21 protein-coding genes are annotated in these 24,085 nt (G+C 73.3%); 12 read left to right on the top strand and 9 right to left on the bottom strand.

Annotation, left to right across the window (positions count from 1 at the left end):
- Nucleotides 1-55 precede the first annotated feature (55 nt).
- Entirely contained in the window at nucleotides 56-982 is a 927-nt protein-coding gene (locus A6A08_RS14875; RefSeq protein WP_073703194.1) for a LysR family transcriptional regulator, read from the bottom strand.
- Between the two features lie 132 nt (nucleotides 983-1,114).
- Between A6A08_RS14875 and A6A08_RS14870 the strand changes: the two genes are divergently transcribed.
- The gene (locus tag A6A08_RS14870; protein ID WP_073703193.1) at nucleotides 1,115-2,077 is read left to right on the top strand and encodes a DMT family transporter; all 963 of its coding nucleotides are present in this window, start codon (nucleotides 1,115-1,117) and stop codon (nucleotides 2,075-2,077) included.
- 94 nt (nucleotides 2,078-2,171) lie between these two features.
- Here A6A08_RS14870 and A6A08_RS14865 read toward each other — a convergent pair whose 3' ends face one another.
- Together A6A08_RS14865 and A6A08_RS14860 are read right to left on the bottom strand one after the other, a co-directional pair.
- The gene (locus A6A08_RS14865) at nucleotides 2,172-2,492 is read right to left on the bottom strand and encodes a transcriptional regulator (RefSeq protein WP_073703192.1); all 321 of its coding nucleotides are present in this window, start codon (nucleotides 2,490-2,492) and stop codon (nucleotides 2,172-2,174) included.
- A complete protein-coding gene (locus A6A08_RS14860; protein WP_073703191.1) occupies nucleotides 2,489-2,914 on the bottom strand; it encodes a hypothetical protein in 426 nt (141 codons plus the stop codon). Before A6A08_RS14860 ends, A6A08_RS14865 begins: the two co-directional genes overlap by 4 nt.
- Nucleotides 2,915-3,102: 188 nt before the next feature.
- Here A6A08_RS14860 and A6A08_RS14855 point away from each other — a divergent pair, with 188 nt between their 5' ends.
- The 4 genes from A6A08_RS14855 to A6A08_RS14840 all read left to right on the top strand — a co-directional run bounded on the left by A6A08_RS14855 (nucleotide 3,103) and on the right by A6A08_RS14840 (nucleotide 8,109).
- Nucleotides 3,103-4,905: a hypothetical protein gene (locus A6A08_RS14855; RefSeq protein ID WP_073703190.1), complete on the top strand. Its 1,803-nt coding sequence runs from the start codon at nucleotides 3,103-3,105 to the stop codon at nucleotides 4,903-4,905.
- Nucleotides 4,906-5,020: 115 nt separating this feature from the next.
- Nucleotides 5,021-5,674: an alpha-ketoglutarate-dependent dioxygenase AlkB gene (locus tag A6A08_RS14850; RefSeq protein ID WP_073703536.1), complete on the top strand. Its 654-nt coding sequence runs from the start codon at nucleotides 5,021-5,023 to the stop codon at nucleotides 5,672-5,674.
- Nucleotides 5,675-5,908: 234 nt separating this feature from the next.
- Nucleotides 5,909-7,078, top strand: a complete 1,170-nt coding sequence (locus A6A08_RS14845) for a magnesium and cobalt transport protein CorA (RefSeq protein ID WP_073703189.1) — start codon at nucleotides 5,909-5,911, stop codon at nucleotides 7,076-7,078.
- Nucleotides 7,079-7,092: 14 nt separating this feature from the next.
- Nucleotides 7,093-8,109 carry a methyltransferase gene (locus A6A08_RS14840; protein WP_073703535.1) on the top strand — a complete coding sequence of 339 codons (1,017 nt, stop codon included), beginning with the start codon at nucleotides 7,093-7,095 and terminating at the stop codon, nucleotides 8,107-8,109.
- Nucleotides 8,110-8,112: 3 nt separating this feature from the next.
- Here A6A08_RS14840 and A6A08_RS14835 read toward each other — a convergent pair whose 3' ends face one another.
- Nucleotides 8,113-9,687, bottom strand: coding sequence for a hypothetical protein (locus tag A6A08_RS14835; protein WP_073703188.1), 1,575 nt, complete (start codon nucleotides 9,685-9,687; stop codon nucleotides 8,113-8,115).
- A 238-nt stretch (nucleotides 9,688-9,925) separates the two neighbouring features.
- Between A6A08_RS14835 and A6A08_RS14830 the strand changes: the two genes are divergently transcribed.
- Nucleotides 9,926-11,332 (top strand): GH1 family beta-glucosidase, encoded by a 1,407-nt coding sequence (locus A6A08_RS14830; RefSeq protein WP_073703187.1) that lies wholly within the window; start codon nucleotides 9,926-9,928, stop codon nucleotides 11,330-11,332.
- 42 nt (nucleotides 11,333-11,374) lie between these two features.
- On the opposite strand, the gene A6A08_RS14825 is transcribed toward A6A08_RS14830, so the two are convergent.
- The 3 genes from A6A08_RS14825 to A6A08_RS14815 all read right to left on the bottom strand — a co-directional run bounded on the left by A6A08_RS14825 (nucleotide 11,375) and on the right by A6A08_RS14815 (nucleotide 14,234).
- On the bottom strand, nucleotides 11,375-11,602 hold the full coding sequence (locus A6A08_RS14825; protein ID WP_073703186.1) for a hypothetical protein: 228 nt from the start codon (nucleotides 11,600-11,602) through the stop codon (nucleotides 11,375-11,377).
- Nucleotides 11,603-12,477: 875 nt separating this feature from the next.
- Entirely contained in the window at nucleotides 12,478-12,690 is a 213-nt protein-coding gene (locus A6A08_RS14820) for a hypothetical protein (protein ID WP_073703185.1), read from the bottom strand.
- A 770-nt stretch (nucleotides 12,691-13,460) separates the two neighbouring features.
- Complete coding sequence (locus A6A08_RS14815) at nucleotides 13,461-14,234, bottom strand: DNA polymerase beta superfamily protein (protein ID WP_073703184.1); 774 nt, start codon at nucleotides 14,232-14,234, stop codon at nucleotides 13,461-13,463.
- A 288-nt stretch (nucleotides 14,235-14,522) separates the two neighbouring features.
- On the opposite strand from A6A08_RS14815, the gene A6A08_RS14810 reads away from it, so the two are divergent.
- Entirely contained in the window at nucleotides 14,523-15,338 is an 816-nt protein-coding gene (locus A6A08_RS14810; RefSeq protein WP_073703183.1) for an SAM-dependent methyltransferase, read from the top strand.
- Between the two features lie 74 nt (nucleotides 15,339-15,412).
- Here A6A08_RS14810 and A6A08_RS14805 read toward each other — a convergent pair whose 3' ends face one another.
- Nucleotides 15,413-16,435: a hypothetical protein gene (locus tag A6A08_RS14805; RefSeq protein WP_073703182.1), complete on the bottom strand. Its 1,023-nt coding sequence runs from the start codon at nucleotides 16,433-16,435 to the stop codon at nucleotides 15,413-15,415.
- A gap of 208 nt (nucleotides 16,436-16,643) precedes the next feature.
- Here A6A08_RS14805 and A6A08_RS14800 point away from each other — a divergent pair, with 208 nt between their 5' ends.
- The 5 genes from A6A08_RS14800 (at nucleotide 16,644) to A6A08_RS14780 (ending at nucleotide 23,618) form a co-directional block, all read left to right on the top strand.
- Nucleotides 16,644-17,720, top strand: a complete 1,077-nt coding sequence (locus tag A6A08_RS14800; RefSeq protein WP_073703181.1) for a LacI family DNA-binding transcriptional regulator — start codon at nucleotides 16,644-16,646, stop codon at nucleotides 17,718-17,720.
- A 10-nt stretch (nucleotides 17,721-17,730) separates the two neighbouring features.
- Complete coding sequence (locus A6A08_RS14795; RefSeq protein ID WP_073703180.1) at nucleotides 17,731-19,353, top strand: FAD-dependent oxidoreductase; 1,623 nt, start codon at nucleotides 17,731-17,733, stop codon at nucleotides 19,351-19,353.
- 70 nt (nucleotides 19,354-19,423) lie between these two features.
- The gene (locus tag A6A08_RS14790; protein WP_199866942.1) at nucleotides 19,424-21,607 is read left to right on the top strand and encodes a hydantoinase/oxoprolinase family protein; all 2,184 of its coding nucleotides are present in this window, start codon (nucleotides 19,424-19,426) and stop codon (nucleotides 21,605-21,607) included.
- Complete coding sequence (locus A6A08_RS14785; protein WP_073703178.1) at nucleotides 21,604-22,269, top strand: hypothetical protein; 666 nt, start codon at nucleotides 21,604-21,606, stop codon at nucleotides 22,267-22,269. Before A6A08_RS14790 ends, A6A08_RS14785 begins: the two co-directional genes overlap by 4 nt.
- Nucleotides 22,266-23,618 (top strand): transporter, encoded by a 1,353-nt coding sequence (locus A6A08_RS14780; RefSeq protein WP_073703177.1) that lies wholly within the window; start codon nucleotides 22,266-22,268, stop codon nucleotides 23,616-23,618. Before A6A08_RS14785 ends, A6A08_RS14780 begins: the two co-directional genes overlap by 4 nt.
- Here A6A08_RS14780 and A6A08_RS29375 read toward each other — a convergent pair.
- Entirely contained in the window at nucleotides 23,606-23,995 is a 390-nt protein-coding gene (locus tag A6A08_RS29375) for a hypothetical protein (protein WP_378699025.1), read from the bottom strand. The genes A6A08_RS14780 and A6A08_RS29375 overlap by 13 nt on opposite strands.
- Between the last annotated feature and the right edge of the window lie 90 nt (nucleotides 23,996-24,085).

The raw sequence follows: 24,085 nt of genomic DNA, 5'->3' as shown, positions 1-24,085 counted from the left end.
CGGGTGTGCGCCCCGGGAAGCGGGGGGAGCGTGTCGGCCCGGCCGTGCCCGGCCCCTACGGGGACTCGGGCAGCGGCGGCACGTCGTCCAGCACGCTCTGGGCGGACTGGTGCAGGTACCGGGCCACCACCCGGATCGGCTTCCATGCCCAGCCGCCGGTGCGGCCCGCCAGGTACACCCGCCGGACCCCGCCGAGCTCGCCCAGGGGCGCGTGCGCGACCCCGCGCCGGGTCACCGCCGACAGCCGGGGCACCACCCCCACGCCCACACCGTCGGCGGCCAGCTCCTCGAACAGGTCCAGGTTGTCGATGCGGTGCACGATGCGCGGGGTGAACCCGGCCTCGGCGCACATGCGCTGGACGAGCGCCTCCTCGTCGCCCCGGTAGGGGCTGGCCATCCACGCGGCACCGTCCAGCTCACGCAGCCGGCGCCGCGTCAGGGTGCGGCTGTCGGCGCCCTGGGAGGGCTGGACGAGCAGCAGGTCCTCGCTCCCGATCGGACGCACCGTCAGAGTCCCCGGGAAAACCCGGGGGAGGAGGCTGTACTGGTACACCACCCCCAGATCGGCCCCTCCGTCCTGGAGGAGGCCCAGTGCCTGCTCGGACTCGTGCTCGGTCAGGTGGACCCGGATCCCGGGATGGTCGCGCCGCAGACGGCGCAGCGCGGGCAGCACCAGGGGCGCCGCCGTGGTGTACATCACCAGGTCGACGCGGCCGACCGGCTCTCCCCCGCCCTCGAACTCCGCCTGCGCCGCCTCCACCCGGGCCAGGATGTCCACGGCGTGCTCGGCCAGCCTTCGTCCGGCCGGGGTGAGGCGCACCCGCCGGCCGTCGGGGGCCAGCAGGGAAACGCCCGCCTCCCGCTCCAGGACGGCGAAGTGCTTGGAGATCGCCGAGGTGCTCATCCCCGTGACCTCGGACACGGCCGCCATCGTGCCCAGGCGCTCCAGTTCGACGAGCAGGCGCAGCCGGGTGAAATCCATCCACCAAAACTACATGGTGTATCCACCATCAGTCCGTGGACAGAAACAAAACCGGATGGGTCCAATGGTCGGGTGATCCGCTTTCCTGCTTCCTCGCCCCGTCATGTCCGCTTCCTGGTGCCCGCGCCCCTCATGCTGCTCATCGGCATGTTCACCCTGCACACCGGCAGCGCCCTGGCCGTCACCGCCTTCGCCCAGGCCAGCCCCGCCACCGTCACCTGGCTCCGGCTGAGCTGGGCCGCGGTCCTGCTGCTGGCCCTGGGCGGTCGCTCCCTGTGGCGGTCCGTGCGCGCGGCGACGTGGCGCGAACTGGGTGCCGTGGTGATCCTGGGCACAGCGAGTGCGGGGATGATGCTGTTCTACTCCGAGGCGACGGCGCGGATCGAACTCGGCACCGCCACCTCCATCGAGTTCCTCGGCACCCTCGTGGTGGCCGTGGCCGCCATGCGCCGCCGCCGTGAGCTCGTGTGGATCCTCGCCGCCGTGGCGGGCGTGCTCTGCCTGACCCGCCCCTGGCAGAGCGAACCCGACCTGGTCGGGATCGCCTTCGCCCTGGCCGGGGCGGTCTGCGTGGTGGGCTACATCGTGCTGACCCAGCGGGTCGGTGCCGGTTTCGGCGCCGTGCACGGACTGGCCCTGACCATGACCGTCGGAGCCCTGGTCAGCGCGCCGCTGGGCGCCCCCGCCATGATCGCGGCCCCCGACACGGACCTGATCCTGTTCACCCTGCTCATCGCGCTGCTCTTCCCGATGGTGCCCTTCCTGCTGGAGATGATGGCCCTGCAGCGGATGGGCCGCACGGCCTACAGCACCTTCTCCAGCCTGGAGCCGGCGGTCGCCCTGGTCATGGGCCTGGTCGTCATCGGTCAGGCGCCCGCCGCGGTGCAGGTCGCGGGGATGGCCCTGGTGGTGGTCGCGGGCGTGGGCGCGGCCCGGGGCGACCGGGCACGGCGGCCCGCCGTGTCCGACCGGGCGGTGGAACACCCCGTCGCCGCCGACGGGCTCCGGCCCGGTGGACAGGCTCCGGTGGAGGAGGTCGGGCCCGGGATCGCGGACCGGGCCGAGGCCGGTGTCCTGTCCGGCCGGGGGGCTTGAGGGCCGCGGTGCGCTCCCCGCGCCCCGGCCGTCGACCGGAACGCGGGCGCCGACGGGCTCGCCGTCGGCGTCGCGGGGGCGGAGCCGCCGCTCATCACCCGACTTCGGGGATGCGGACGGAGGCGCCCGAGGCGATCTCGCGCAGCGCCAGCACGTGCTGCTCGAAGGCCGTCCTCCCCTCCCGGCTCAGGGACAGCGAGGTACGGGTGCGTCGTCCCACCGGGAACTTGCGCACCTGAACGTAGCCCGCGTTCTCCAACACCGTGATCTGTTTGGACAGTGCCGAGTCGGTGACCTCGACGGTGTCACGCAGCACCCGGAACTCGATCTCGGTCGCCGAGGCCAGCGCCGCGACGATGGAGAAGCGCACCGGGGCGTGGATCACCTCGTCCAGTCGGCTGCGTGGATGGTTCACACCGCGCTCCTGCTCCGACGCAGCGCCATGCAGCCCGCCACCGAGGTGGGGACGGCGCTCAGCGCCGCCATGGGGATCCACCAGGCGGGGTCCTCGGGGAAGAGGTACATGCCCGCCACCACCGCCAGGCCGTAGACCGCGCCCCACACTCCGATCCCCCAGGCGTGCAGTCTGGCGTAACCGAGCGGCTTGACCGGCTGGCGTGCCTGGTAGACGCTCAGCGCCGTCAGGCACACCGCCAGGACGGCCATCGCGACCACCACACCCCGGAGCGTCTGGCTCAGTCCCATCGTCAGGACCACGACCATGCTCATCAGCCCGTACCCGATGCCGTAGACCGCGTACCAGCGCCCGAGGGCACGCACCCGCGTCCCCACCGTCTCCGCCCGCTCCAGGGTCTCCAGGGCCTCGTCCTGTCGCATACGACTCTCCGTTCGTTCAACCTTTTGTAAGGATGGCACTCACTTTCCAAGTTGGCAAGTGATTTCCCGAGGTTCAAACGAAGGCCGCGCACACCCCGATGCCCCGTCCCACAAGCGACATCCGTCACCGTCGCCGCCCCGCCTCATCGGCGCGGAGCGTCACCGGGATGCACTAGCTTGGTGCGATCATGGCCGCGAATTCTGATCTCGAACTCCTCCGCGCCTACGAGCCGGTGCTGATGTGCACCAAGGGGGAGCTCTTCTTCCCCACCGACGTGGACGCCTACGTACGCAACTGCAGCCTGTGGATCGAGGAGCCGGGAGGGCGCGAGAGCCGTCTCGTCCCCGCCGGAGAACTCACCCTGGACCGCCTCGCCCGCGCCGAGGAGGAGTGGCCCGGACGCCACAAGCACCTGCGCTTCGTCCAGGAGGAGACCCTGCGCGAGGAGGCCCGCCGCTACAGGGGAGTGGCCCGCACGGTCATCCCCAAGAGCGGACGCCTGGCCGCCGTCGGCGTCCTGGGCCGGGTCCTGGACATCCTGATGAAGCTCTCCCTGCTCATCCGCGGAGCGGTCCCCGGCGGTGTCACCTTCGCGGCGGTGACCCGCTACCGGGAGCGCGTCGACAACGGCGGCGCCACCTACTACGGCCGGGTCACCCGCGAGGGCGGCTACACCATCCTCCAGTACTGGTTCTTCTACGCGATGAACGACTGGCGGACCATCTACGGCGGCGTCAACGACCACGAGGCCGACTGGGAGCGCGTCACCGTCTACCTCGTGGAGGACCCCGACGGCACCACCCGCCCCGTGTGGGTGGGCGCCTCCTCGCACGAGTACCACGGCGACGACCTGCGCCGCAGCTGGGAGGATCCCGACCTGCACCGGGACGGGGACCACCCCGTCGTCTACGTCGGCGCGGGCTCCCACTCCCACCAGATGCTGCCCGGCGACTACCTCATCCAGGTCGACCCCGCCTTCCTGCGCGGCCCCATCCGCGTCTGGCGGCGGATCACCCACCGGATCCTCCGCGCCGACAGCGCCCTCAACCGGCACGGCATCGGCGTCCCCTTCGTCGACTACGCGCGCGGCGACGGCGTCCGCCTGGGCCCCGACGGCGACCGCGAGTGGTCCGTCGTCCTCATCGACGACGAGACCCCCTGGCTCAAGGGCTTCCGCGGCCTGTGGGGGCGCGACACCGGAGACTTCTTCGAGGGCGAGCGCGCGCCCAGCGGGCCCCGCTACGAACGCGACGGCACCATCCGCCGCTCCTGGGCCGACCCGCTGTCCTGGGCGGGCCTGCAGAAGGTCGCCCCCACCGAGACCGCCGCACGCGCCGAACTGCACGCCCACGTGCGCTCCCTGGACGAGCGGGTGAGCGCCCTGGACGCCGACATCATCGACCGCCGCGACCGCCTGCGCCGGCTCGACTCGGCCCGCATGGTCCTCGAACGCGAGGCCCACACCCGCCCGCGCGCCCGCGAGTACGCCGAGCGCATCGCCGCCCTGGAGATGGAGCTGGCCGGGGTCTACGAGACCCGCGTGCTCATCGCCGACGAGCGCGACGCCCACCTGCGGGCCCTGGAGGCCGACACGCCCCTGGTGCCCTCACCCACCGGGCACCTCAAGGCGCCCCACCTGCCCTACTCCTCGGGGCAGCAGCGCTCCACCCGCTTCCTGCACCTGTGGGTGGCTCTGAGCACCCCGCTCCTGCTGGTCTCGCTCGCCCTGCCGCTGTTCCTCCTGGACCCGCAGTACACCCTCTACGCGATGCTCGGCGTCGTCGTGGCCTTCGCCGCCATCGACTCCGTCGCCCGCCGCAAGTTCGTCCAGTACCTCGTCGGACTGGCGGTCATCGCGGTGGTGGTCGGGCTCGTCGTGGGGATCGTGGTCGCGTTCGCCGTCAACTGGCGCATCGCCATCACCGTGCCCATCGCCGTCATCGTGGTGCTGCTGCTCGTGGTGAACATCCGCGAACTGCTGCGCCGCTGATCCGTCCATCCCACCCGTCCCGCGCGATGCCCGCGCGGGACGGGCAGGGCAGGGGCCCTGCCGCCCCCCGCGTCCGGCCGGCCGGACCGCCGACGGCGGTGGCACGATGGAGGCCATGGACGAGGCGCTGTTCGGAAGTCCCCCCGTGGAGGTGGCGCCCGGCGCCGTGCACCTGCCCGGATGGCTGGCCGCCGACGCCCAGGCCGACCTGGTCCGGCGCTGCCGCGACTGGGCGCGCGGACCCGCCGGGATGCGTCGGCACACCATGCCGCGCGGAGGGGTGATGAGCGTTCAGATGGTCAGCCTCGGCTGGCACTGGTCCCCGTACTCCTACACGCGGACCCTGCCCGACGGCGCACCCGTCCAGCCCTTCCCCGACCTCCTCGGCGACCTGGCCGCGCGCGCCGTGGCGGACGCCTACGGAGCCCCGCCCCCGGCAGGCGCCGACCCCTACGACGTCGCCCTGGTCAACTTCTACGACGCCGACGCCCGCATGGGCATGCACCAGGACCGCGACGAGCTCTCCCGCGAGCCCGTGGTCTCCCTCAGCCTCGGCGACACCTGCGTGTTCCGCTTCGGCAACACCGAGACCCGAGCCCGCCCCCACACCGACGTCGAACTGCGCAGCGGCGACCTGTTCGTCTTCGGCGGCCCCTCCCGCATGGCCTACCACGGAGTCCCCCGCACCCGGCCCGGTACCGCTCCGCCCGGACTGGGCCTGGACGGACGGCTCAACATCACCATCCGCGCCTCCGGACTGCGCGGCTGACACCGCCCCGGATCCGGTGCCCCGCTCCTGGCGTGCCCGCGCGTCCGCCGCACCAGGGTCGGCCCGCTCCCGCCGGGAGGCCGCTCCCCGCCGTGCGCGGGGCCCGTCCGAACCCGACTGCCTCCTCCCGTACGGGGCAGTGCTCCCAGAGGGCGGCTCCCGACGGGGAGCCCGCGCGCCCCGGAGAAGCCGGGCCGCGTCCGTACCGTCAAGCCGAGCAGGAGGCCAGAACGCATGACCGACTCCTCGCCCGAACGCATCATGGACCTGGGCCGCCGACGGGCCGCGCTGCCCGACCGGACCTCTCCCGGACCGGTCCGCACCGTCCTCTACCGCGACGGGCACCGCGAGCGCGAGACCGGCACCGTCGCCGAGGCCCACCAGGTCATGGGACGGGAGAGCGGCCTCATGGCCTGGATCAGCATGAGCATGCCCGACCGGGACCAGCTCACCGAGGTCGCCCGCCTCTTCGGCCTGCCCGGACTGGCCCTGGAGGACGCCATCGTCGCCCACCAGCGCCCCAAGGCCGAGGTCTATCAGGGCGTGCTCTTCCTCGTGCTGCGCCCGGCCCGCTACGACACCGCGCGCGAGTCCGTCGAGGTCGACGAGATCCACCTCTTCGCCGGACACGACTTCGTGGTCACCATCGGCCACGCCGACCACGTGGACTTCGAGACCGTCCGCGGCCTCCTGGAGGCCGAGCCCCGTGTCCTCGCCCACGGCACCCTGGCCGTGGTCCACACCGTCCTGGACCTGGTCGTGGACGGCTACGCCCCCGTGGTCTCCGAACTCCAGGACGACGTCGACGAGGTCGAGACCCAGGTCTTCAGCGGTGACTCCAGGGCCTCGAAGCGCACCTACCGCCTCGCCCGCGAGGTCATCTCCCTCTCACGCGCCGTCGAACCGCTGGGCGCGGTCCTGGACGGACTGATGGAACCGCTGTCCCGGCATCCCGACCGCCCCCGGGAGCGGCCGGACCGCTACGAGGTCGTCTCCATCGCCCCGGACCCGTTCGCCCCCGCCCAGGGGCGGAGGGGCATCGCCACGGCCCTGCCCTTCCGCATCCCCGCCGAGAGGCGCGGCGAGATGCACCACCGCCTGCGCGACGTCGCCGACCACGTCGCCGCCGTACGCGAGCGCGTCGACGGCTTCCGTCAGCTGCTCCAGAACATCATGACGGTCAACAGCGCCCTCATCGACCAGGCGCAGAACGAGGCGATGAAGAAGGTCTCCTCCTGGGGCGGCATCCTGGTCGTGCCCACCCTCATCTCCTCCGTGTACGGCATGAACATCGAGCCACGGCCCGGCTTCCACTGGATGTTCAGCTGGCCGCTGGCCCTGGTTCTCATGGCGCTGTCGAGCCTGAGCCTCTACGTTGTCTTCCGTCGCAACGGTTGGCTCTGACGGGGATGGTGGCGATGACGGGGAACGGATCCGCCGAGCGCGAGGTGCTGCGGCTCATGACCGGGCCGTGGGTCGCCCGGGCGGTGGCCACCGCGGTCGAACTGGGGGTGCTCGACCGCCTCGCCGAGGACGCCGCCGACGACGCCGACGGCCTGGCCGCGGAACTGGACCTGCACCCCGACCGGCTGGGCCGCCTGCTGCGCCTGCTCGCGGCCGTCGGGGTCCTGCGGGAGCAGCGGGGGCGCTACCGGCCCACCGAGGTCGGTGCCGCCTTGCGCCGCGGCCATCCCTCGGGCATGGCCGACCTCGCCCTGCTCTACGACAGCGACATGTTCACCTCCGCGTGGACGCGCCTGGCCGACACCGTGCGCACCGGGGAACCCGCGTTCGAGGCCGCCCACGGTACCGACGCGTTCACGTATCTGGAGGACCACCCCGAGGACGCCGCGCGCTACACGGCCGGGATGGCCGCGAGCGGACGGTTCTCCACCGCGATCCCCGACGTCCACGACTTCACCGGCGCCCGCGTGGTCGTCGACCTCGGGGGAGGGGACGGCGAACTCCTGGCCGCGGTCCTGACCCGTGCGCCGCGGGCGCGCGGCGTACTCGTGGAGCGTCCGCCCGCGCTGGCCGCCGCCCGCACCCGCCTGGGCGCGTTCGTCGACGCGGGGCGGTGCGAGCTGGTGGAGGGAGACTTCCTCCGGGGCGTGCCCGCGGGCGCCGACGTCTACCTGCTCAGCCGGGTCCTGCACAACTGGTCCGACGAGGACGCCCGCGCGGTGCTGCGCCACTGCCGGGAGGCGATGGCCCCCGACGGGCTGGTGCTGATCGCCGAACGCGTCCTGCCCGACGACGGCCGGCCCTGGCTCTCGTCGGTCCTGGACGCGCACATGATGGTGATGACCACCGGCGCCGAACGCACCGAGCGCGAGTACGAGGCGCTGCTGCGCTCGGCCGGGCTCACCACCCGCCGGATCCTCGACCTCCTGCTGGAGATGCGGCTGCTCGTGGCCGGGCCCGCGGCCCCCTGAGCCTCAGGCGTTGAGCAGGCGGTCGATCTCCCCCGCCTCGCGCCTCGCCGTGACGGCGTACTGCTCTGAGGCCAGCAGCTTCTCCCGCCACTGCTCGGCGGCCTCGGCGATGCTCCGGTCCAGGCGCCGGACCGCGGCCTCGGCCGTCTCCCGCGACTCGGTGCGCCCCCTCAGGACGGCCACGACCGAGGCCGCGGCGCACGCGGCGGCGGCCAGGCACAGGAACCAGGCCAGGCTGTTGGCCGAGACCAGGCCCAGCACCGCCAGCAGGCCGGTCACGGCCAGGAAGCCCCACACGTACACGGGGGCGGAACCCTCGTACCCCCACTGCATGCGCAGCCGGTCCCGGGCGCGTTCCAGCTCCCCGGGGTCCGCGCCGTTCGAGGTGATCCTCACCCGTACCCCCTGCGCGCTGAGGACCGTGGCGTCCTCCACCGGCGCGGCGGCCTCGCGCACCAGCTCCTCGGCGCCCTCCATCACCGCCGGGCGCTGGAGGACCAGGGCGAAGGTGCGTCGGTGGGGCGGGGCGTCCTGGCGGACCAGGTCGTCGTCGAGCAGTTCCCCGACGGTTCCCACGGTCTCGGTCCACCGCGGTCGCGGCCCGTCCTCGCCCTCGATGACCGCGCGCAGCTCACCGGCGCGGGCGAGCAGCGGAGCCTCCTCCGCGCTGCCCTCCTCCACGAGCAGGCGCAGGGTCTGGTCCAGGAACTCGGCGCTGACCTCGTCGGGGGCGAGCGCCTCCAGGGGCGTCCCCTCGCCACCGAGGGCGGTGATGCGGGCGACGCTCTCGCGCAGGCCGGTGATCCGCTGCGCCGCCGCGGCGCGCCGCTCGATCCCCTGCGGCTCCCGGCGGGAGGAGGGGCCGCGCCGGACGGGCCGCACGGAGGACGCCTCGGCGGCGGGTGTGAGGGAGGCGGACAGGGCGGTGGCGGCGGGAGCACGCACCTCCTGCCGCGCCCAGTGCCCGACGGTGGACAGCAGCAGGTGCTCGCGGGCCTCGTCGCCGAAGGACCCGTCCGCGGTCAGCAGCCACAGGGCGCGCTGGCCCCGGGTCACCTCCTCCGAGGGGCCGGGCAGGTGGGGGAGCAGTTCGGCGGTCACCCCCTCGCCCATGGCGCGGGCGTGTTCGGCGCGGGTCAGGGCGGTGGCCATCGCCGCGAAGTGGCGTGCGCGCCCGGCGTCGCGCCGGGCGGCCTCGTCGAAGCGCGCGCGTGCGGTGCCCGTGTCGCCGGCCAGCAGCGCGTGCAGGCCTCGGGCGGCCGGGGTGAGCCAGTACCCGGGAACGTCCGCCAGGTCCAGGCGGGGGAGGGCGGCGCCGTCGAGCATCTGCAGGACGCGGTGCCGGGCGAGGGCCGCGCCGTCGAACATCGCCAGGGTGGCGCGGATGTCGCTGAGCTCGATGAAGGCGTCGAGGGAGGCGGAGACGCGATTGACCCGCTGTTCCAGCGTGCCCTGGATGCGGGACAGTTCCGAGCGCATCCTCCTGCGGTCGCTCGCCATCTGGTAGTGCGCGGAATTGAGACTGTCCTCCAGGTCCCTGATCTTCCGGTTCTGCGAGTAGTCGATCCAGTTGCTCAATGCGTCCCTTCCCTCACGCGCGCCAGGACGATGCGGCGCGCCGCGGAGTGTGACGACCGGAAAGGGCCTCCGGTTTCCCGGACCACGTCCTTTTTCGGGGACGGGACACGTGGGAGACCGCGTGGGACCGGCGAACCAGGCACTCCCGTTCCTCTGCGTGCCTGCTCCGCTACCTGGGGCCCCTTGGTGTCGCAGGCCACATCGCCTACACTTGGGAGCGCTCCCAGAAAGGAATCCCATGGACGAGCCCACACTGCCTGCCAGCCTCCTCTTCGGCACCGCCACCGCCGCCTACCAGGTGGAGGGAGGCGTGCACGAGGGCGGCCGGGGCCCCTCCATCTGGGACACCTACTGCCGTACCCCGGGGCGCGTCGCCCGCGGCGAGACGGGGGACGTGGCCTGCGACCACTACCACCGCTACGGCGAGGACGTCGCCCTGCTCGCCGACCTGGGCGTGGACCTGTACCGCTTCTCCGTGGCCTGGCCGCGCGTCCAGCCCACCGGCAGGGGCCGTCCCAACCCGGAGGGGCTCGCCTTCTACGACCGCCTCGTGGACACCATCCTCGGCGCCGGGATCGAACCCGTCCTCACCCTCTACCACTGGGACCTGCCCCAGGCTCTGGAGGACGAGGGCGGCTGGCGGGTCCGCGACACCGCCTACCGCTTCGCCGAGTACTCCGGCATCGTCGCCGACCGCCTCGGCGACCGGGTCAACCGGTGGATCACCCTCAACGAACCCTTCTGCTCGGCCTTCGTCGGCCACGCCGTGGGCCGCCACGCGCCCGGCACCCGCGAGGGCACGCCCGCCCTGGCCGCCGCGCACCACCTGCTGCTGGCCCACGGCATGGCCGTCGGCGAGCTGCGCGCGGCCGGGGCCGGGGAGGTCGGCATCACCCTCAACCCGGACCACCTGCTGCCCGCCACCGAGTCCGACGCCGACCGCGCCGCCGTGGAACGGGCCCGCACGCTGCACAACCGCGTGTGGTTCGACCCCGTCTTCACCGGCGCCTACCCCTCCAACGAGGACGAGGTCTGGGGCGAGATGGCCGACGGCTCCTACCGCGCCGAGGGCGATCTGGAGATCATCGGCCAGCCCCTGGACTTCCTGGGCGTCAACTACTACCGGCCCATCATGCTGCGCGACGCCCCCCACGCCGAGGCCGATCCGGCCCTGCGCACCGCGGTGGACATCCGCACCGAGCAGGTGGCCATCGAGGAGGTCCGGCACACGACCATGGGCTGGCCGGTCGTTCCCGGCACCTTCGCCGACCTGCTCATCGACCTGAACCGCCGCTACCCGAACCTGCCGCCCATCCTCATCACCGAGAACGGCTCGGCCGAGGACGACCGGCCCGACGAGGACGGCCGGGTCCGCGACACCGAACGCATCGAGTACCTGCGCGACCACCTGGACGCGCTGGCGCGGGCCATCGAGGCGGGGGTGGACGTGCGCGGCTACTTCGTGTGGTCGCTGCTGGACAACTTCGAGTGGGCGTTCGGCTACGACCGCCGCTTCGGCCTGGTCCGCGTCGACTACGAACGCCTGGAGCGCCACCCCAAGGACAGCTACCACTGGTACCGCGACTTCCTGACCTCGCACCGCGCGCGCAGGGTCGGCGAACTCGCCGCCCGGTGGGAGGAGTAGGAGGAGGGCTCCCGCGCGCCGCGGACGGTGCCGGGGGCGCGGTCAGGCGTGCTGGCGGGCCACGTTGCCGAACGCGCCCACGACCGCGCCGAACGCGAACATCGACGCCTCGTCCTCGTCCATGTGCACGATGCCCGCGGGAACGCGGACACGGTAGGGTTTGGCCTCGCTCGGGAGGATCTCCAGGCCGTCGATGATCCCCTGCCCCTCCAGCATCAGAAGGGCCTCCTCGACCCTTCCGGTCCGGTCGCCGCGAGACCATATCGACATACGTCAAACCCTAACTACGGCCCGAGCCGAGACAAGGGCACCCGAAAACGGCACCACGGGGGCAGAGCGGTCCACTGTTTCCCGGGCCGGGGGACCGGCCCTGTCGCGCTCCGGGGGATGTGTCCCGGTGTGCGCGGGGAGTCACACGGTCGGCTTCTCGTATCCGAAGGACCGAGTGCGCGGGCGGGTCCCTGGTTCTGGTGGCCAGGAGGGCCCTTCCGCGTTCACCGACTCCCTCAGAGGGTAGCGGGGCGCACGGCGGGCGTCCGGCGTTCCGCGCAACCCGTCCTCGGCGGGCGGGGCCGCGGGGAGCACGTATGTCGGCGCGCGGCACCGCACCACGGCGGACGCGGGCGGAACCGGATCTGGCCGGAACCGGCCACCGCCCGAAGGAGAGAGCGTGTGCACGTGGCCCGGACGGGGCCGCACGTACCCGGCCCGGACGGGGCCCGGTGCCGGTCGTGGCCGCTACCGGCCTCCTCGCGCGGAACGCACCCGCGGCAGGCCGCCGACCAGCACGGACGCTGTTCCGTTTCTCCGTTCTGGCAAGGGAAACACGGGCACGGATGTGCCCCGGGATGCCGGTGGGGTTGTCCTGGTGGGCGCGCCGTTGGATCCTGACGACGCCTACCGGACCGGCGGGCTGGATGTGGACGCGCGGACGACCGGAGGGTGGCACCCCCGCTTCCGGAGCTCCGTGGTGGCCCACGGAGAAGGTCTCGGAGCCCTCCCCGGGCGCTCCCGCGTTCGGACCAGCCGCGCCAATGAGCCCCGACCATCCCCTGCGAACCCGACCGGACCAAGGCCGACCGGGCCGCGGGCACACCTGTGGTGCCATGCGGCCCGGGTCGGCCCTAGGTCGTGCACTCCCGCGGTCACGGGGCCGTGCCTGGCACCGCGAGCGCGTTCGGCTTGTCCTTCGAGTGCGGGAGAGCGGGGTTCGCACGCTCCACCGCCCGTCCTGGGACGGTCCTCCACCAGAGGTGGTCCACGATGATCTCGGCGTCATCGGCCTGGTACTGGTACCGGTCGGGGCAGGCCGAGCGCTGCGGGCCCTGGGCGACGTCACCGATCGGCTCCAGACCCAAGAGCGCCTATGCCGACGGTCACGAGGAGGTCGGCGGCACCGGGCGGCGGCCGCGGGACCCGCGCGGTGCGGCCATCCCAGGCCGGGCGGGAGCGTGCGCCGACCTCGCGTTCGCCCCGGACCCGGGGGAATCCGGAGGAGGCGACTCCCAGCGGCCGATCCGGCGAGCTACCGCCCCCGTGGCCGTCGACAGGAACCTCGGCCCACACGGCACTAGGATGTGCCCGACCGTTCACCCCGCTCTCACCCGGATCCGTAGGGTGGAAGCGGGGGACGAAAGTGTTTTTCCGGGCCCGCCCGCGCCTCGCCGCGTTCGCGCCGTACGGCGGACCGGAGCGGTCCCCGATGGGGGAGGTGTGCCCTCGCCCGCCCTCCACGTGGTGAACGTGCCGGAGCGCCCCGTACCGGGAGTGGCGGGACGCTTCCGGGTGGGGTCCGCCCGACGGGTGCGGCCGCGCGGACGCACCCGTCACTCCCTAGTGGTGGGGAGGCTTGATGACCGCGGCGACAATCCCGGTGGCGAGCATCATCGTCAGACCCACGATCATGAGCACGAAGGCGACGGTTCCGACCATGGTGTTTCCTTAGCGTTCGTTGTTCCCGTGCGCCGTGCGTGGCGCACGCCGCGCCGGTGCCGTCCGGGGAACGGGGGCGGCGCGCACTTCCTCGGAGGATCACCCTATCCCGGCCGTGTGCCGCCACCGCGCCGGGTGCCCGCTCTGACCAGCGTGGTCGTCGACACGGCCCCGGAACCGGCGACCGGTACCCGGTTCAGCGGTCGGCCCAGGCCCGCTGGTAGGTCCGCACCAGCCAGCGGTCGGCCCAGGCGGCGTCGGGCTCCTCGGGCAGGTCGGAGGTCTCGCACAGGCCGACCAGCCGCTCCTCCAGTTCGGTCGTCCGCGCCAGGGCCTCGGCGCGGCTGTGCTCGCCGCGCCGCAGTTCGCGCAGCCAGGTGCGGTCGGGTTCGGGCATGGGCAGGGTCAGGCGGCCGGTCCTCATCAGCTCCACTCCCTGGATGCCCAGACGGAGCATGTGGTAGGCGAACTTGGTGTCGAAGCCGTACCTGTCGATGAGTTCGGGCCGGTTGGTGTGCTTGCCGCCGCGCAGGCCCTCCATGCGTTCGCGCTGGGCGCGCATGTAGCCCAGGAAGCGCCTGCCCGCCCGGCGGGAGAGCAGCCGGTCGGCGTTGGCGCGCAGGTCGTGGCCGACGGAGGTGACGGCGACGATCTCGCTCTCGGGCACGAACAGGGGCAGCAGGACGGTGGGGTTGCCGTCCAGGGCCAGCCGCATCCACTTGCGCAACGAGTAGACGGTCAGGTCCAGGTCGCCGGGGCCCGAGCGGATGTGGTCGGGCCGGGTGCGGTGGACGTACTGCTCGAAGGAGCGCAGGCCGATGACGTACTCGGGCGGTTCCACGCAGATGCCCAGCTCGTCGCGGTCTCCCTGGTCGGAGACGGTGAGTCCGTGGACACCGGAGCCGACCTGGCACCGCAGGACCGTTCCCTCCTCCGCGATCCGGGCGAACTCGGGGGTGGAGTGCTTCACTGGCGGCTCCTCTTCTCCTGTGGTGCTGGCGCGGACGCCGGGGGCGCCGCACGGCAACCTATCCGGTGCGTCCCCGCGGCCACGAGTGCTTTTGTCGTGGGTCGCCTTCCGGCGCCTGTGCGCGCAGGCGAACGCGTCGGCGCGGCCGGGGCCGCCCCGCGGGCGGACCGGAAACGACCGACGGCCCCCGACACATGCGCTCCGGCACTTGCCCGGTAAACCCTCGGAACCGTTTACTTGTCCGAGTACGCACTTTTTGTCGGCACAGCGAGCGCAGAAAGCAGGACCGTGCCCCCCGAGACCCCCGAGGGTTCCACCCCCCAGATCGACACCTCCGTTCCGCACAACGCCCGTATCTGGAACTACTGGCTGGGCGGCAAGGACAACTATCCGGTGGACCGGGAGATGGGCGAGCAGATCCGCTCGTTCTTCCCCGAGATCGTGGACAACGCGGTCGCCGACCGGGGCTTCCTCGCCCGCGCGGTCACCCACCTGGCGCGCGAGGAGGGCGTCCGGCAGTTCCTGGACGTCGGCACCGGGCTGCCCACCCACAACAACACCCACGAGGTGGCCCAGGCCATCGCACCCGAGTCCCGGGTGGTCTACGTGGACAACGACCCCCTGGTGCTCGCCCACGCCCGCGCGCTGCTCACCGGCACGGACCGGGGCGCCACCGACTACGTCGACGCCGACCTGCGCGATCCGGACACCATCCTGGAAGCGGCCGCGCGGACCCTGGACCTGTCCCGGCCGGTGGCGCTGATGCTGCTGGGCGTGGTCAACTTCGTCGCCGACGACGCCGAGGTCCGCTCGGTACTGGACCGGCTCCTGGGCGCGCTGGCCCCGGGCAGCTTCCTCGTGCTCTCCCACCCCACCGACGACATCGACCGGGAGCGGGCCCACCAGGTGGCCGCGGCCTGGAACGAGCGCGGCACGCCCAAGCTCACCATCCGCACGGCGAAGCAGATCACCGCGCTCTTCGACGGACTGGAACTGCTGGAGCCGGGCGTGGTCTCCTGCGCGCTGTGGCGCGCGGAGCCCACTGAGGTGGGCGAGGTCCGCCCGGTGGCCGAGTACGGCGGCGTGGCCCGCAAGGTCTCCTGACACCTGTCGGGGCGGGGGCGCGTCCCCCGCCCCGTTCGCGGCACGCCGCCCACGGCGGGCCCCGGACGTCCGCCTCAGTCGGCGCGGGCGATGGCGATGGTCGCCCCGAGCCTGCTGCCCGCCTCGTAGAACATGTACTGCACGCCTCCGTCGGAGCCGAAGGAGGGCGCCGCGCTGCGCCCGGAGTCCGGGGGCCCGGCCATGGGGGTGTGCACCGTGCCCAGGTGTTCGCGCAGGCCGAAGTCGCGGCCCACCTCGGTGAGGCGGATGTCGCCCCGGCTGGTGTGGTAGGCGACGTAGGTACTGCCCCCGCGCTCGACCAGGTGCGGGCCCGACAGGTCGGACACCCCCACCTCGGCGTGGCTGACGAGCGGCTCGGGGTCGAAGTCGAAGGTGATGCCGTCGGCCGACCATCCCCAGCCGATGGAGCGGTGGTTGCCGGTGCTGTTGCGCATGAACACCATGACGTAGCGCGATCCCCGGTCGGGCAGCGGGTGTTCGAAGACCCTTGCGTAGGAGGCCTCCGTGGTGCCCGGGACCATCGCCGTGGTCAGCACGGTGCCCTCGTAGGCGAAGTGGATCCCGTCGCGCGAGCGGGCCAGCCGGGTGGTGGTGTTCTCCCCGTGGAAGTACAGCCACATCTCGCGGTGCTCGGCGTTCCACATCACGTGGGGCGAGGAGACGTGGCTGACCCGGTAGTGGGGATCCCACACGTTGGCCACGACCGGGTTGCCCGGGTACTCGGTGAAGGGTCCGTCGGGACTGTCGGCGTAGGCCAGGCAGACGCCGCCGGGGGCGTCGTGCGGGGCGTAGTAGAGCAGGAAGCGTCCGGGTGGGTCGGGCAGTCGGCCCGCCGTTCCGCGCAGGCACGGGAAGATCAGCTCGCCCGTGGGGTTGTAGGCGAGCGACGCGGTGTCCAGCGCCTCGCGCAGGAAGGTGTAGGTCGGCAGGACACCCGGGGCCCGTGCGGCGGTCGCCGGCGCCGGGGAGAGCAGGCCCGGAGCCAGCAGGGCTCCGGCGGTGGCCGCTCCGGCGCCCCGCAGGACCGTGCGGCGGTCGGGGGAGGGCCGTGTGCGGCGGGGGTGCGCGTCGGACATGACGATTCCCTTCCGGAGCGGGTCGGGGGGTGCTCCGAGGCCCGAAGTCTTCACCAGGGGTGATGCGTCAGTCAAGGTTCTAATACGTATTAACGAAACCTTCTGGCCCTCGCTGGAAATCTCCTGCTCCCCCTCTTGACACATAGCGTGCCGCAGCTCACAGTCATCAACTAATGCGCATTAGCACGGCGGCCAAGAGGAGAAACAGGTGACGGAAGTCAGGAGGGCGGGTGCGCGGCGCCGCCCACGCCAGTCCGACATCGCGCGGATGGCGGGGGTCTCCCAGGCCACGGTCTCGCTGATCCTGCGGGGAACCCCCGCCGGGATGGCCCTGGCCCGCGAGACCCGCCAGCGGGTGCTGCGGGCCGCCGAGGAGCTGGGCTACGTCCCCGACCCCGTGGCCACGCGGCTGGCCTCGGCCAGCAACGCGATGCTGGGGCTGTACACCTTCAGCACCACCTTCCCCACCGACGTGGCGCACTCCTACTACCCGATCCTGGTCGGGGTGGAGGAGGAGGCCGCGGCCCAGGGGCAGGACCTGATCCTGTTCACCGGATCGGCCCGCGCCGCGGCGCGGGCCGACGACCCCGCGGCGGTGCGGCGCGTGCGCGCCGCCGACGGCTGCCTGTTCTTCGGCCGCCACGTCCCCGAGGAGCCCATCCGCCGCCTGGCCGAGGACGGGTTCCCGTTCGTCTACATCGGCCGCCGCGACGAGCCCGGCATCCCCTACGTGGGCGCCGACTACGTCTCGGCCTCGGCGCAGGTCGTGGCGCGACTGGCCGCACTGGGCCACCGCGAGCTGCGCTACCTGCGCGAGCACGACGAGGCCCCGGCCTCGGCCGACCGCGAGGAGGGCGTGGTACGCGGCGCCCGCGCGTCGGGGATCGACCCCTCCCGCCTGGTCGTGTGCACCGACGGATCGGACCTGGACGACCTGCTGCGCCGCTGGCTGGACGAGGGCGTCACCGCCGTCGTGGTCGAGCAGACCGACACCGGCGCGGCCCTGGACGGACTGGGGGCGGCCGTGGACCGGGCCGGGCTGCGCTGTCCACGCGACCTGTCCCTGGCCCTGCTCGGCGCGTCGACCGGGACCCGGGGGCACGCCCCGGGAGGTGGCGCGGCCTACGGCGGGTTCGACGTGCCCATGCGCGCGATGGGCCGCGACGCGGTCCGTCTGCTGCTGGAACTGATCGCGGGCGCCCACGGGGAGCCTCCCCGGCGCCTGCTGCCCTGCGAGCCGGTGGAGGGCGGCACCGTCGCCGCGCCCCGGACACGAGACACCTGAAAGGCGCAAGATGACCGAGACCAGCACAGAGATCCTCGTCGTCGGCGGGGGCCTGGGCGGGGTGGCCGCGGCCCTGGCCGCCGCCGACTCCGGGCGCCGCGTCGTGCTGACCGAGGAGACCGACTGGATCGGCGGACAGCTCACCTCGCAGGCGGTGCCGCCCGACGAGCATCCGTGGATCGAGCGGTTCGGAGCCACCGGGTCCTACCGGCGCCTGCGCGAGGGCATCCGCGACCACTACCGGCGCGCCTACCCGCTCCGCGCCGAGGCGGCGGCCTCGCCCACCCTCAACCCGGGGGCGGGCCGGGTCAGCAAGCTGTGCCACGAGCCCCGGGTCGCCCTGGCGGTGCTGGAGGAGATGATGGGCCCGCACCGCGCGGCCGGGCGCGTCACCGTGCTGCTGCGGCACCGGCCCGTGGAGGCCGTGACCGACGGCGACCGGGTGGCGGCCGTGGTCCTGGAGGACGAACAGGGACGGCGCCACACCGTCAGCGCCGCCTACGTCCTGGACGCCACGGAGAGCGGCGACCTGCTGCCGATGGCGGGCCTCGACCACGTCACCGGCGCCGAGGCGCGTTCGGAACACGGTGAGCCGCACGCTCCCGAGGCGGCCGACCCGGCCAACCTGCAAGGCATCACCTACTGCTTCGCCGTCTCCCACCACGAGGGGGAGGACCACACGGTCGAGCGCCCGGCCATGTACGACTTCTGGCGCTCCTACAAGCCCGACTTCTGGCCGGGTCCGCTGCTGGGCTTCTCCGCCCCCGACCCGCGCACCCTCGAACCGGTGGGGCGCACCTTCGTCCCCAACCCCGGCACCGACCCCCTGGCGGTGGACGCCGACCAGAGCGCCGACGCGGGGGACAAGGAACTGTGGGGATTCCGGCGCATCCTGGCCCGGCGCATGCACCTGCCCGGCGCCTTCGACTCCGACATCACCCTGGCCAACTGGCCGCTCAACGACTACTGGCTCAGACCGGCCCTGGAGATCGAGGGGATGGTGGACGCCGAGGCCGTCCGCCAGGCACACGAGGAGGCCCGCCAGCTGTCCCTGTCGGTGCTGTACTGGCTGCAGACCGAGGCACCCCGCCCCGACGGCGGCACAGGCTTTCCGGGGCTGCGGCCCCGGCCCGACGTCACCGGCGCCGAATTGGGCCTGGCCAAGGCGGCCTACGTGCGCGAGTCGCGCCGTATCCGCGCGGTCACCACCGTCACCGAGCACGACGTGTCCCTGGACCTGCTCGGCCCGCACGGCATCGTGCGCCGCCACGACTCGGTGGGTGTGGGCAGCTACCGCATCGACCTGCACCCCTCCACGGGCGGCGACAACTACGTCGACGTCGCCAGCGTCCCGTTCGAGATCCCGCTCGGGGCGCTGCTGCCCGAACGCGAGACCAACCTGCTCCCCGCCGCCAAGAACATCGGCACCACCCACATCACCAACGGCTGCTTCCGGCTGCACCCCGTCGAGTGGAACATCGGCGAGGCCGCCGGTCGGCTGGCCGCCTTCGCCCTGGAGCACGGCACCACACCGCACGCCGTGCACGCCAAGGGCGAACTGCTGGAGGGCTTCACCTCCCTGCTGGACCGCACCGGCGTCGAGCGCCACTGGCCCGACGTCCGCGGCTACTGACCATCCCCATGGGGGTGGGCGGCCGAACCGTCCCGGCGCGCCCACCCCGACTCCCCACAGAAGGGGCGACATGAGCGACCCATCCCCATCCCCCACACCAGGCCCCGTGCGCATCGGCATCGACGTCGGCGGAACCTTCACCGACGCCGTGGCCGTCAGCGCCACCACCTACGCCCTGCTCGGACAGGTCAAGGTCCCCACCAGCCACGACCACGCCGACGGGGTGGCCCACGGCATCATGACCGCGCTGGAGGGCCTGCTGGACGACATCGGCGTGAGCGCCGAGGACGTCGGCTTCCTGGCCCACGGCACCACCCAGGCCACCAACGCCCTGCTGGAGGGCGACGTGGCCACCATCGGCATCGTCGGCGTCGGCAGCGGCTACGACGCCTTCGCCACCGGACGGCTGCGCTCCCTGGGCAAGCTGAGGCTGGACTCGGGCCATCCGCTTCCCGTGCGCTACTCCGCGCTGCGCGACCCCGACCGGGAGGGGGCGGCGCTGGCCAGCGTCGACCGGGTACTCGCCGAGGGCGCCGAGGTCGTCGTCGCCGTCGAGCCCTTCAGCGTGGACGACCCCCGCGGTGAGCTGGCCGTACTGGAGGCGGCCCGCACCCGCGGGGTGCCCGTCACCGCCACCCACGAGATCACCCAGCTCTACGGGTTGGGCAAGCGCGCGCGCACCGCCGCGCTCAACGCCGGGGTCATGCCCCGCATGCTCCAGACCGCCGACCTGGTCGAGCGCAGCATCCACAAGGCCGGGGTCACCGCCCCGCTGATGGTGATGCGCTGCGACGGCGGCGTGATGTCTCTGCCCGAGATGCGCCACCGGCCCCTGCTGACCGTGCTCTCCGGACCCGCCGCGGGTGTGGCGGGCGCGCTCATGGGCGAGAAGGTCAGTGAGGGCGTGTTCCTGGAGACCGGCGGCACCTCCACCGACATCAGCGTCATCCGGCGCGGCCGCGTCCAGATCCGCCACGCCCGCCTGGGCGGCAAGGAGACCTACCTGTCGGCGCTGGACGTACGCACCGTCGGCGTCGGCGGCGGCTCCCTGGTGCGCGTCGGCGGGGGAGAGGGACCCGGACGGGCGGACCTGACCGACGTGGGCCCGCGCAGCGCCCACATCGCGGGCCTGCCCTACGCCTGCTTCGCCGATCCGGCCGAGCTGGAGGGCGCCCGCCTGGTGCGGATCAGCCCCATGGCGTCCGACCCCGGCGACCACGCCGTCCTGGACACCGGGAGGCAGCGCTTCGCCCTCACCGTGACCTGCGCGGCCAACGCCGCCGGGCTGGTTCCCGAGGGTGACTACGCCCGCGCCGACGCCGACGCGGCCCGCGCCGCGCTGGCCCCGCTCGCCGAGGCCCTGGGCACGGGTGTGGAGGAGGCCGCTCGCGCGGTACTGCACAAGGCCACCGAGCGCGTCGCCGAGGTGGTGGAGGAGCTGGTGGGCGACTACGGCCTGGACCGGCAGGTGTGCGCCCTGGTCGGCGGGGGCGGCGGCGCGGCCACCGTCACCCCCTACCTGGGTCGGCGCACCGGCCTGGCGGCACGCATCGCCGCGCACAGCGAGGTCATCAGTCCCCTGGGGGTGGCGCTGGCGCTGGTACGGGAGTCGGTGGAGCGCATCATCCCCGGCGCCACCCACGCCGACGTGCTCGCGGTGCGCGCCGAGGCCGAGCGGGCGGTACTGAGCCAGGGCGCCGACCCGGCCGGGATCGAGGTGGACGTCACCGTCGACCCCCAGCGCAACCTCGTGGCGGCCGTGGCCACGGGAGCCACCGAACTGCGCACCAAGGACCGCACCGCCGGCGCCGACGACGAGACCGCACGTGCCGCTGCCGCCGACAGCCTGGGCGCCGGCCCGGGCGAGCTGACCGAGTACGCCTCCACCGGCCAGTACCGGGTCCTGGGACTGGTGCGCAGGCCCAGGGGGCCGCTGGGCCGCCTCGCCCGCGAACGCACCCATGTGCGGGTGGTCGACGCCGAGGGCGTGGTGCGCCTGCACAGCGCCGACGCCCGGGTGGACACGCTGGTGGCCGCCGAGGCCGAGGGGCGGATCAAGGACCTGGTGGAGGAGCGCACCACCTACGGCGACGGCGGGGCCCTGCCGCCGGCCGTGTGGCTGCTGCTGGGGCCCAAGCTCGCCGACCTGTCGGGCGTGCTGGACCCCGGGCACCTGGTCGCGCTGGCCTCGGCGGAGGTCGCCAGGCGCGCCCCCGACGAGCGGATCGTCGCGGTGATGGAGAAGCGCCGATGAGCGCGCCCACGGTACTGGCCGAGCAGTACGCGCGCATCACACGCGCCCGCGACGAGGACCTGGCCGCCGACCTGCTCGCCCTGACACCCACGCACGAGGGCCGCGACCGCGACCGGTTGCGTGCCTGGGCCTCCGCCGCACTGCGCTTCGGGGAGCGGATGGCCGACGAGGACGCCGGGGAGCCCGGGGGCACCGCGGCCGCGGAGGTGTCGGAGAGGGCCACCGGCGGACTGCGTCCGAGGGAGGTCCTGCTCGCCGAGTTCGTACACCGCTCCGCCGGGGACCGGGTGGTCGTCTACACCGACGCCCTCAACTATGCCCACCGCGTCGCCCGCGCCGCCGGGTGGGGCCGCGACTACACACGCGCGGCCCTGCGCGAGACCGCCCTGGCCCACGAGCACGCCCACCGGATGCTGCACGACGGACGCGGCCGGGCGCTGCTGCGCGAACTCGACCACGTCGTCCTGCGCCTGGGGCCGCTGCGCCTGCGCGGACACGTGGTCGGAGCCGACGAGATCGCCGCGCACGCCTACGCCCGCCGCCGCGCGGGGCTGCGCCGCAGCCCGGTCGCGCTCACCGCGGCGATCGCCGCCACCCTTGCCCACCGGGGCCCGGAACCGGACCGGACAGCCCCACGAACCTCCCCCGGAGAGTGCCCGTGACCGCCTTCGGAATCCTTCTCGCCATGGCGGTGGGCGTCGGCCTCATGCTGACGCGCCGCCTGCCCACCGCCTTCGCTCTCGTCCTGCTCTCCGTCGCGATCGCGCTCATCGCGGGCGCTCCGCTCATCGGCGAGGAGGGCAGCGTCCTCGGAACCGTCGTCCAGGAGGGCGCCCCGCGCCTGGCCGCGACCATGGTCGCCATCCTCCTGGGCAGCTGGTTGGGCACGCTGATGTCCGAGGCCGGGATCGCCTCCACCCTCGTGCGCAAGATCGTGGAGTTCGGCGGTGAGCGGCCCTCCCTGGTCGCGGTCGGCGTCTTCGCCGTCGCGATCCTGTGCGGCAGCATCACCGGGTCGGCCCCCGCGGCGATGCTCGCCGGTGTGGTGGGCATCCCCGCGATGATCGCGGTCGGGGTCACCCCCACCGTCGCCGCGGGGACGGTGCTGGTGGGTATCGCCGCCGGACTGCCCCTGGAGCTGATCAACTGGCAGTTCCTGTCCGACGCCATTGGCGTGCCGGTCTCCACCGTCCAGCACTTCCAGCTGCGCATGTTCCCGATCGCACTGGCGGGCGGGCTGGCCTACATTCTCATCGAGATGCGCCGCAAGGGTGCCCGGCACACCTGGGCGGTACGGGTCCCGGCCGGATCGGGCGCGGGGGGAGAGGAGACCGGTGACAAGGGAGCCGGGACGCCCCCGAGCCGCCGTGAACGGGCCGCGGAGCGGCGCAGGCGCCGCGGGGACGCACCCTGGTACGCGCTCGTCACGCCGCTGGTGCCGATCGTCCTGGCGCTGGGACTGGAAGTGCCCATCGTGCCCTCGCTGCTTGCGGGGGTGGTCTTCGCGCTGGTGACGGCCGTGCCGTGGCGGGAGATGTCCTCCACCGCGCTGCGCACGCTCTACCGGTCCTTCGACGTGGCGGCACCGCCCATCGTGCTGTTCATCGCGATCGGCATGCTGCTGGCCGCGGTGAACCTGCCCGGGGCCGTCTCGGCGCTCACCCCGGTGGTCACCGCGATCAGCCCGAGCAACCCGTGGCTGTTCGTGCTGGTCTTCGCGGTGCTGGTGCCGCTGAGCCTGTACCGGGGGCCGATGAACATCTTCGGGCTCGGCGCCGGGGTGGCCGGTGTGCTGATCTCCGGGAGCATCTACCCGGCTCCCGCGGTCCTGGGACTGATGGCCTCCTACGGGCAGGTGCTGGGGGTGTCGGATCCCACCAGCACGCAGACCGTGTGGAGCTCGCAGTACGCCGGTGTGCGCCCGGAGAGGTCGATGCTGTCCACGATCCCCTACACCTGGGTGGTCGCCGTCGCGGGGCTGGTACTGACGGTGTTCCTCTACCTGCTCTGAGGGTCCCGTGCCGGGTCTTCGAAAGTGTGGCGGGAGCCCTGCACGAGGACTTCCGCCGCACCGGTCCGGGGGCCGCGGCCGAGCCGTCCCGGCTCCAGCTCACGAGGGTGGCAACATCGCCCGGACGGCGAGGGGGCCGCCCGCGTGGCCCGGCCGGTCCCAGTACGGGGAGAGGGACTCGACCAGGCGCAGGCCGTGGCCGCCGATCGGCAGGGGGCCGACGGGGTCGGCGACGCGGGGGAAGCCGATGCCGTGCCCCGGCCGGGGCCGTCGCCGGTGACGCGGAGTTCGAGGCGCAGGCGGGTGCGGAGGAGTTCCACGCGGACGGTTCCGCCGGTGTCACCGCTGGCGGAGCGGCGTTGGGCGTTGGTGACCAGTTCGGAGGCGGCCAGGCTGATCCGGTCGGCCAGGTGGGCCTACGCCTCGGAACCGCTGGACCCGGTCCCGAGGCGTTTTTCTTGCGATGA

Origin of the sequence: Nocardiopsis sp. TSRI0078, assembly GCF_001905145.1 — a bacterium.
Classification (GTDB): domain Bacteria; phylum Actinomycetota; class Actinomycetes; order Streptosporangiales; family Streptosporangiaceae; genus Nocardiopsis.
Note: the sequence above shows the minus strand (reverse complement) of the source record. Positions and strands in the feature narration are given on the sequence as shown.

Bases quoted from the DNA above. Each gene is read 5' to 3' on its own strand.
- A6A08_RS14875 (WP_073703194.1), bottom strand. From the start codon at position 982: ATGGATTTCACCCGGCTGCGCCTGCTCGTCGAACTGGAGCGCCTGGGC.
- A6A08_RS14870 (WP_073703193.1), top strand. From the start codon at position 1,115: ATGCTGCTCATCGGCATGTTCACCCTGCACACCGGCAGCGCCCTGGCC.
- A6A08_RS14860 (WP_073703191.1), bottom strand. From the start codon at position 2,914: ATGCGACAGGACGAGGCCCTGGAGACCCTGGAGCGGGCGGAGACGGTG.
- A6A08_RS14855 (WP_073703190.1), top strand. From the start codon at position 3,103: ATGGCCGCGAATTCTGATCTCGAACTCCTCCGCGCCTACGAGCCGGTG.
- A6A08_RS14850 (WP_073703536.1), top strand. From the start codon at position 5,021: ATGGACGAGGCGCTGTTCGGAAGTCCCCCCGTGGAGGTGGCGCCCGGC.
- A6A08_RS14845 (WP_073703189.1), top strand. From the start codon at position 5,909: ATGACCGACTCCTCGCCCGAACGCATCATGGACCTGGGCCGCCGACGG.
- A6A08_RS14840 (WP_073703535.1), top strand. From the start codon at position 7,093: ATGACGGGGAACGGATCCGCCGAGCGCGAGGTGCTGCGGCTCATGACC.
- A6A08_RS14830 (WP_073703187.1), top strand. From the start codon at position 9,926: ATGGACGAGCCCACACTGCCTGCCAGCCTCCTCTTCGGCACCGCCACC.
- A6A08_RS14825 (WP_073703186.1), bottom strand. From the start codon at position 11,602: ATGTCGATATGGTCTCGCGGCGACCGGACCGGAAGGGTCGAGGAGGCC.
- A6A08_RS14805 (WP_073703182.1), bottom strand. From the start codon at position 16,435: ATGTCCGACGCGCACCCCCGCCGCACACGGCCCTCCCCCGACCGCCGC.
- A6A08_RS14795 (WP_073703180.1), top strand. From the start codon at position 17,731: ATGACCGAGACCAGCACAGAGATCCTCGTCGTCGGCGGGGGCCTGGGC.
- A6A08_RS14790 (WP_199866942.1), top strand. From the start codon at position 19,424: ATGAGCGACCCATCCCCATCCCCCACACCAGGCCCCGTGCGCATCGGC.
- A6A08_RS14785 (WP_073703178.1), top strand. From the start codon at position 21,604: ATGAGCGCGCCCACGGTACTGGCCGAGCAGTACGCGCGCATCACACGC.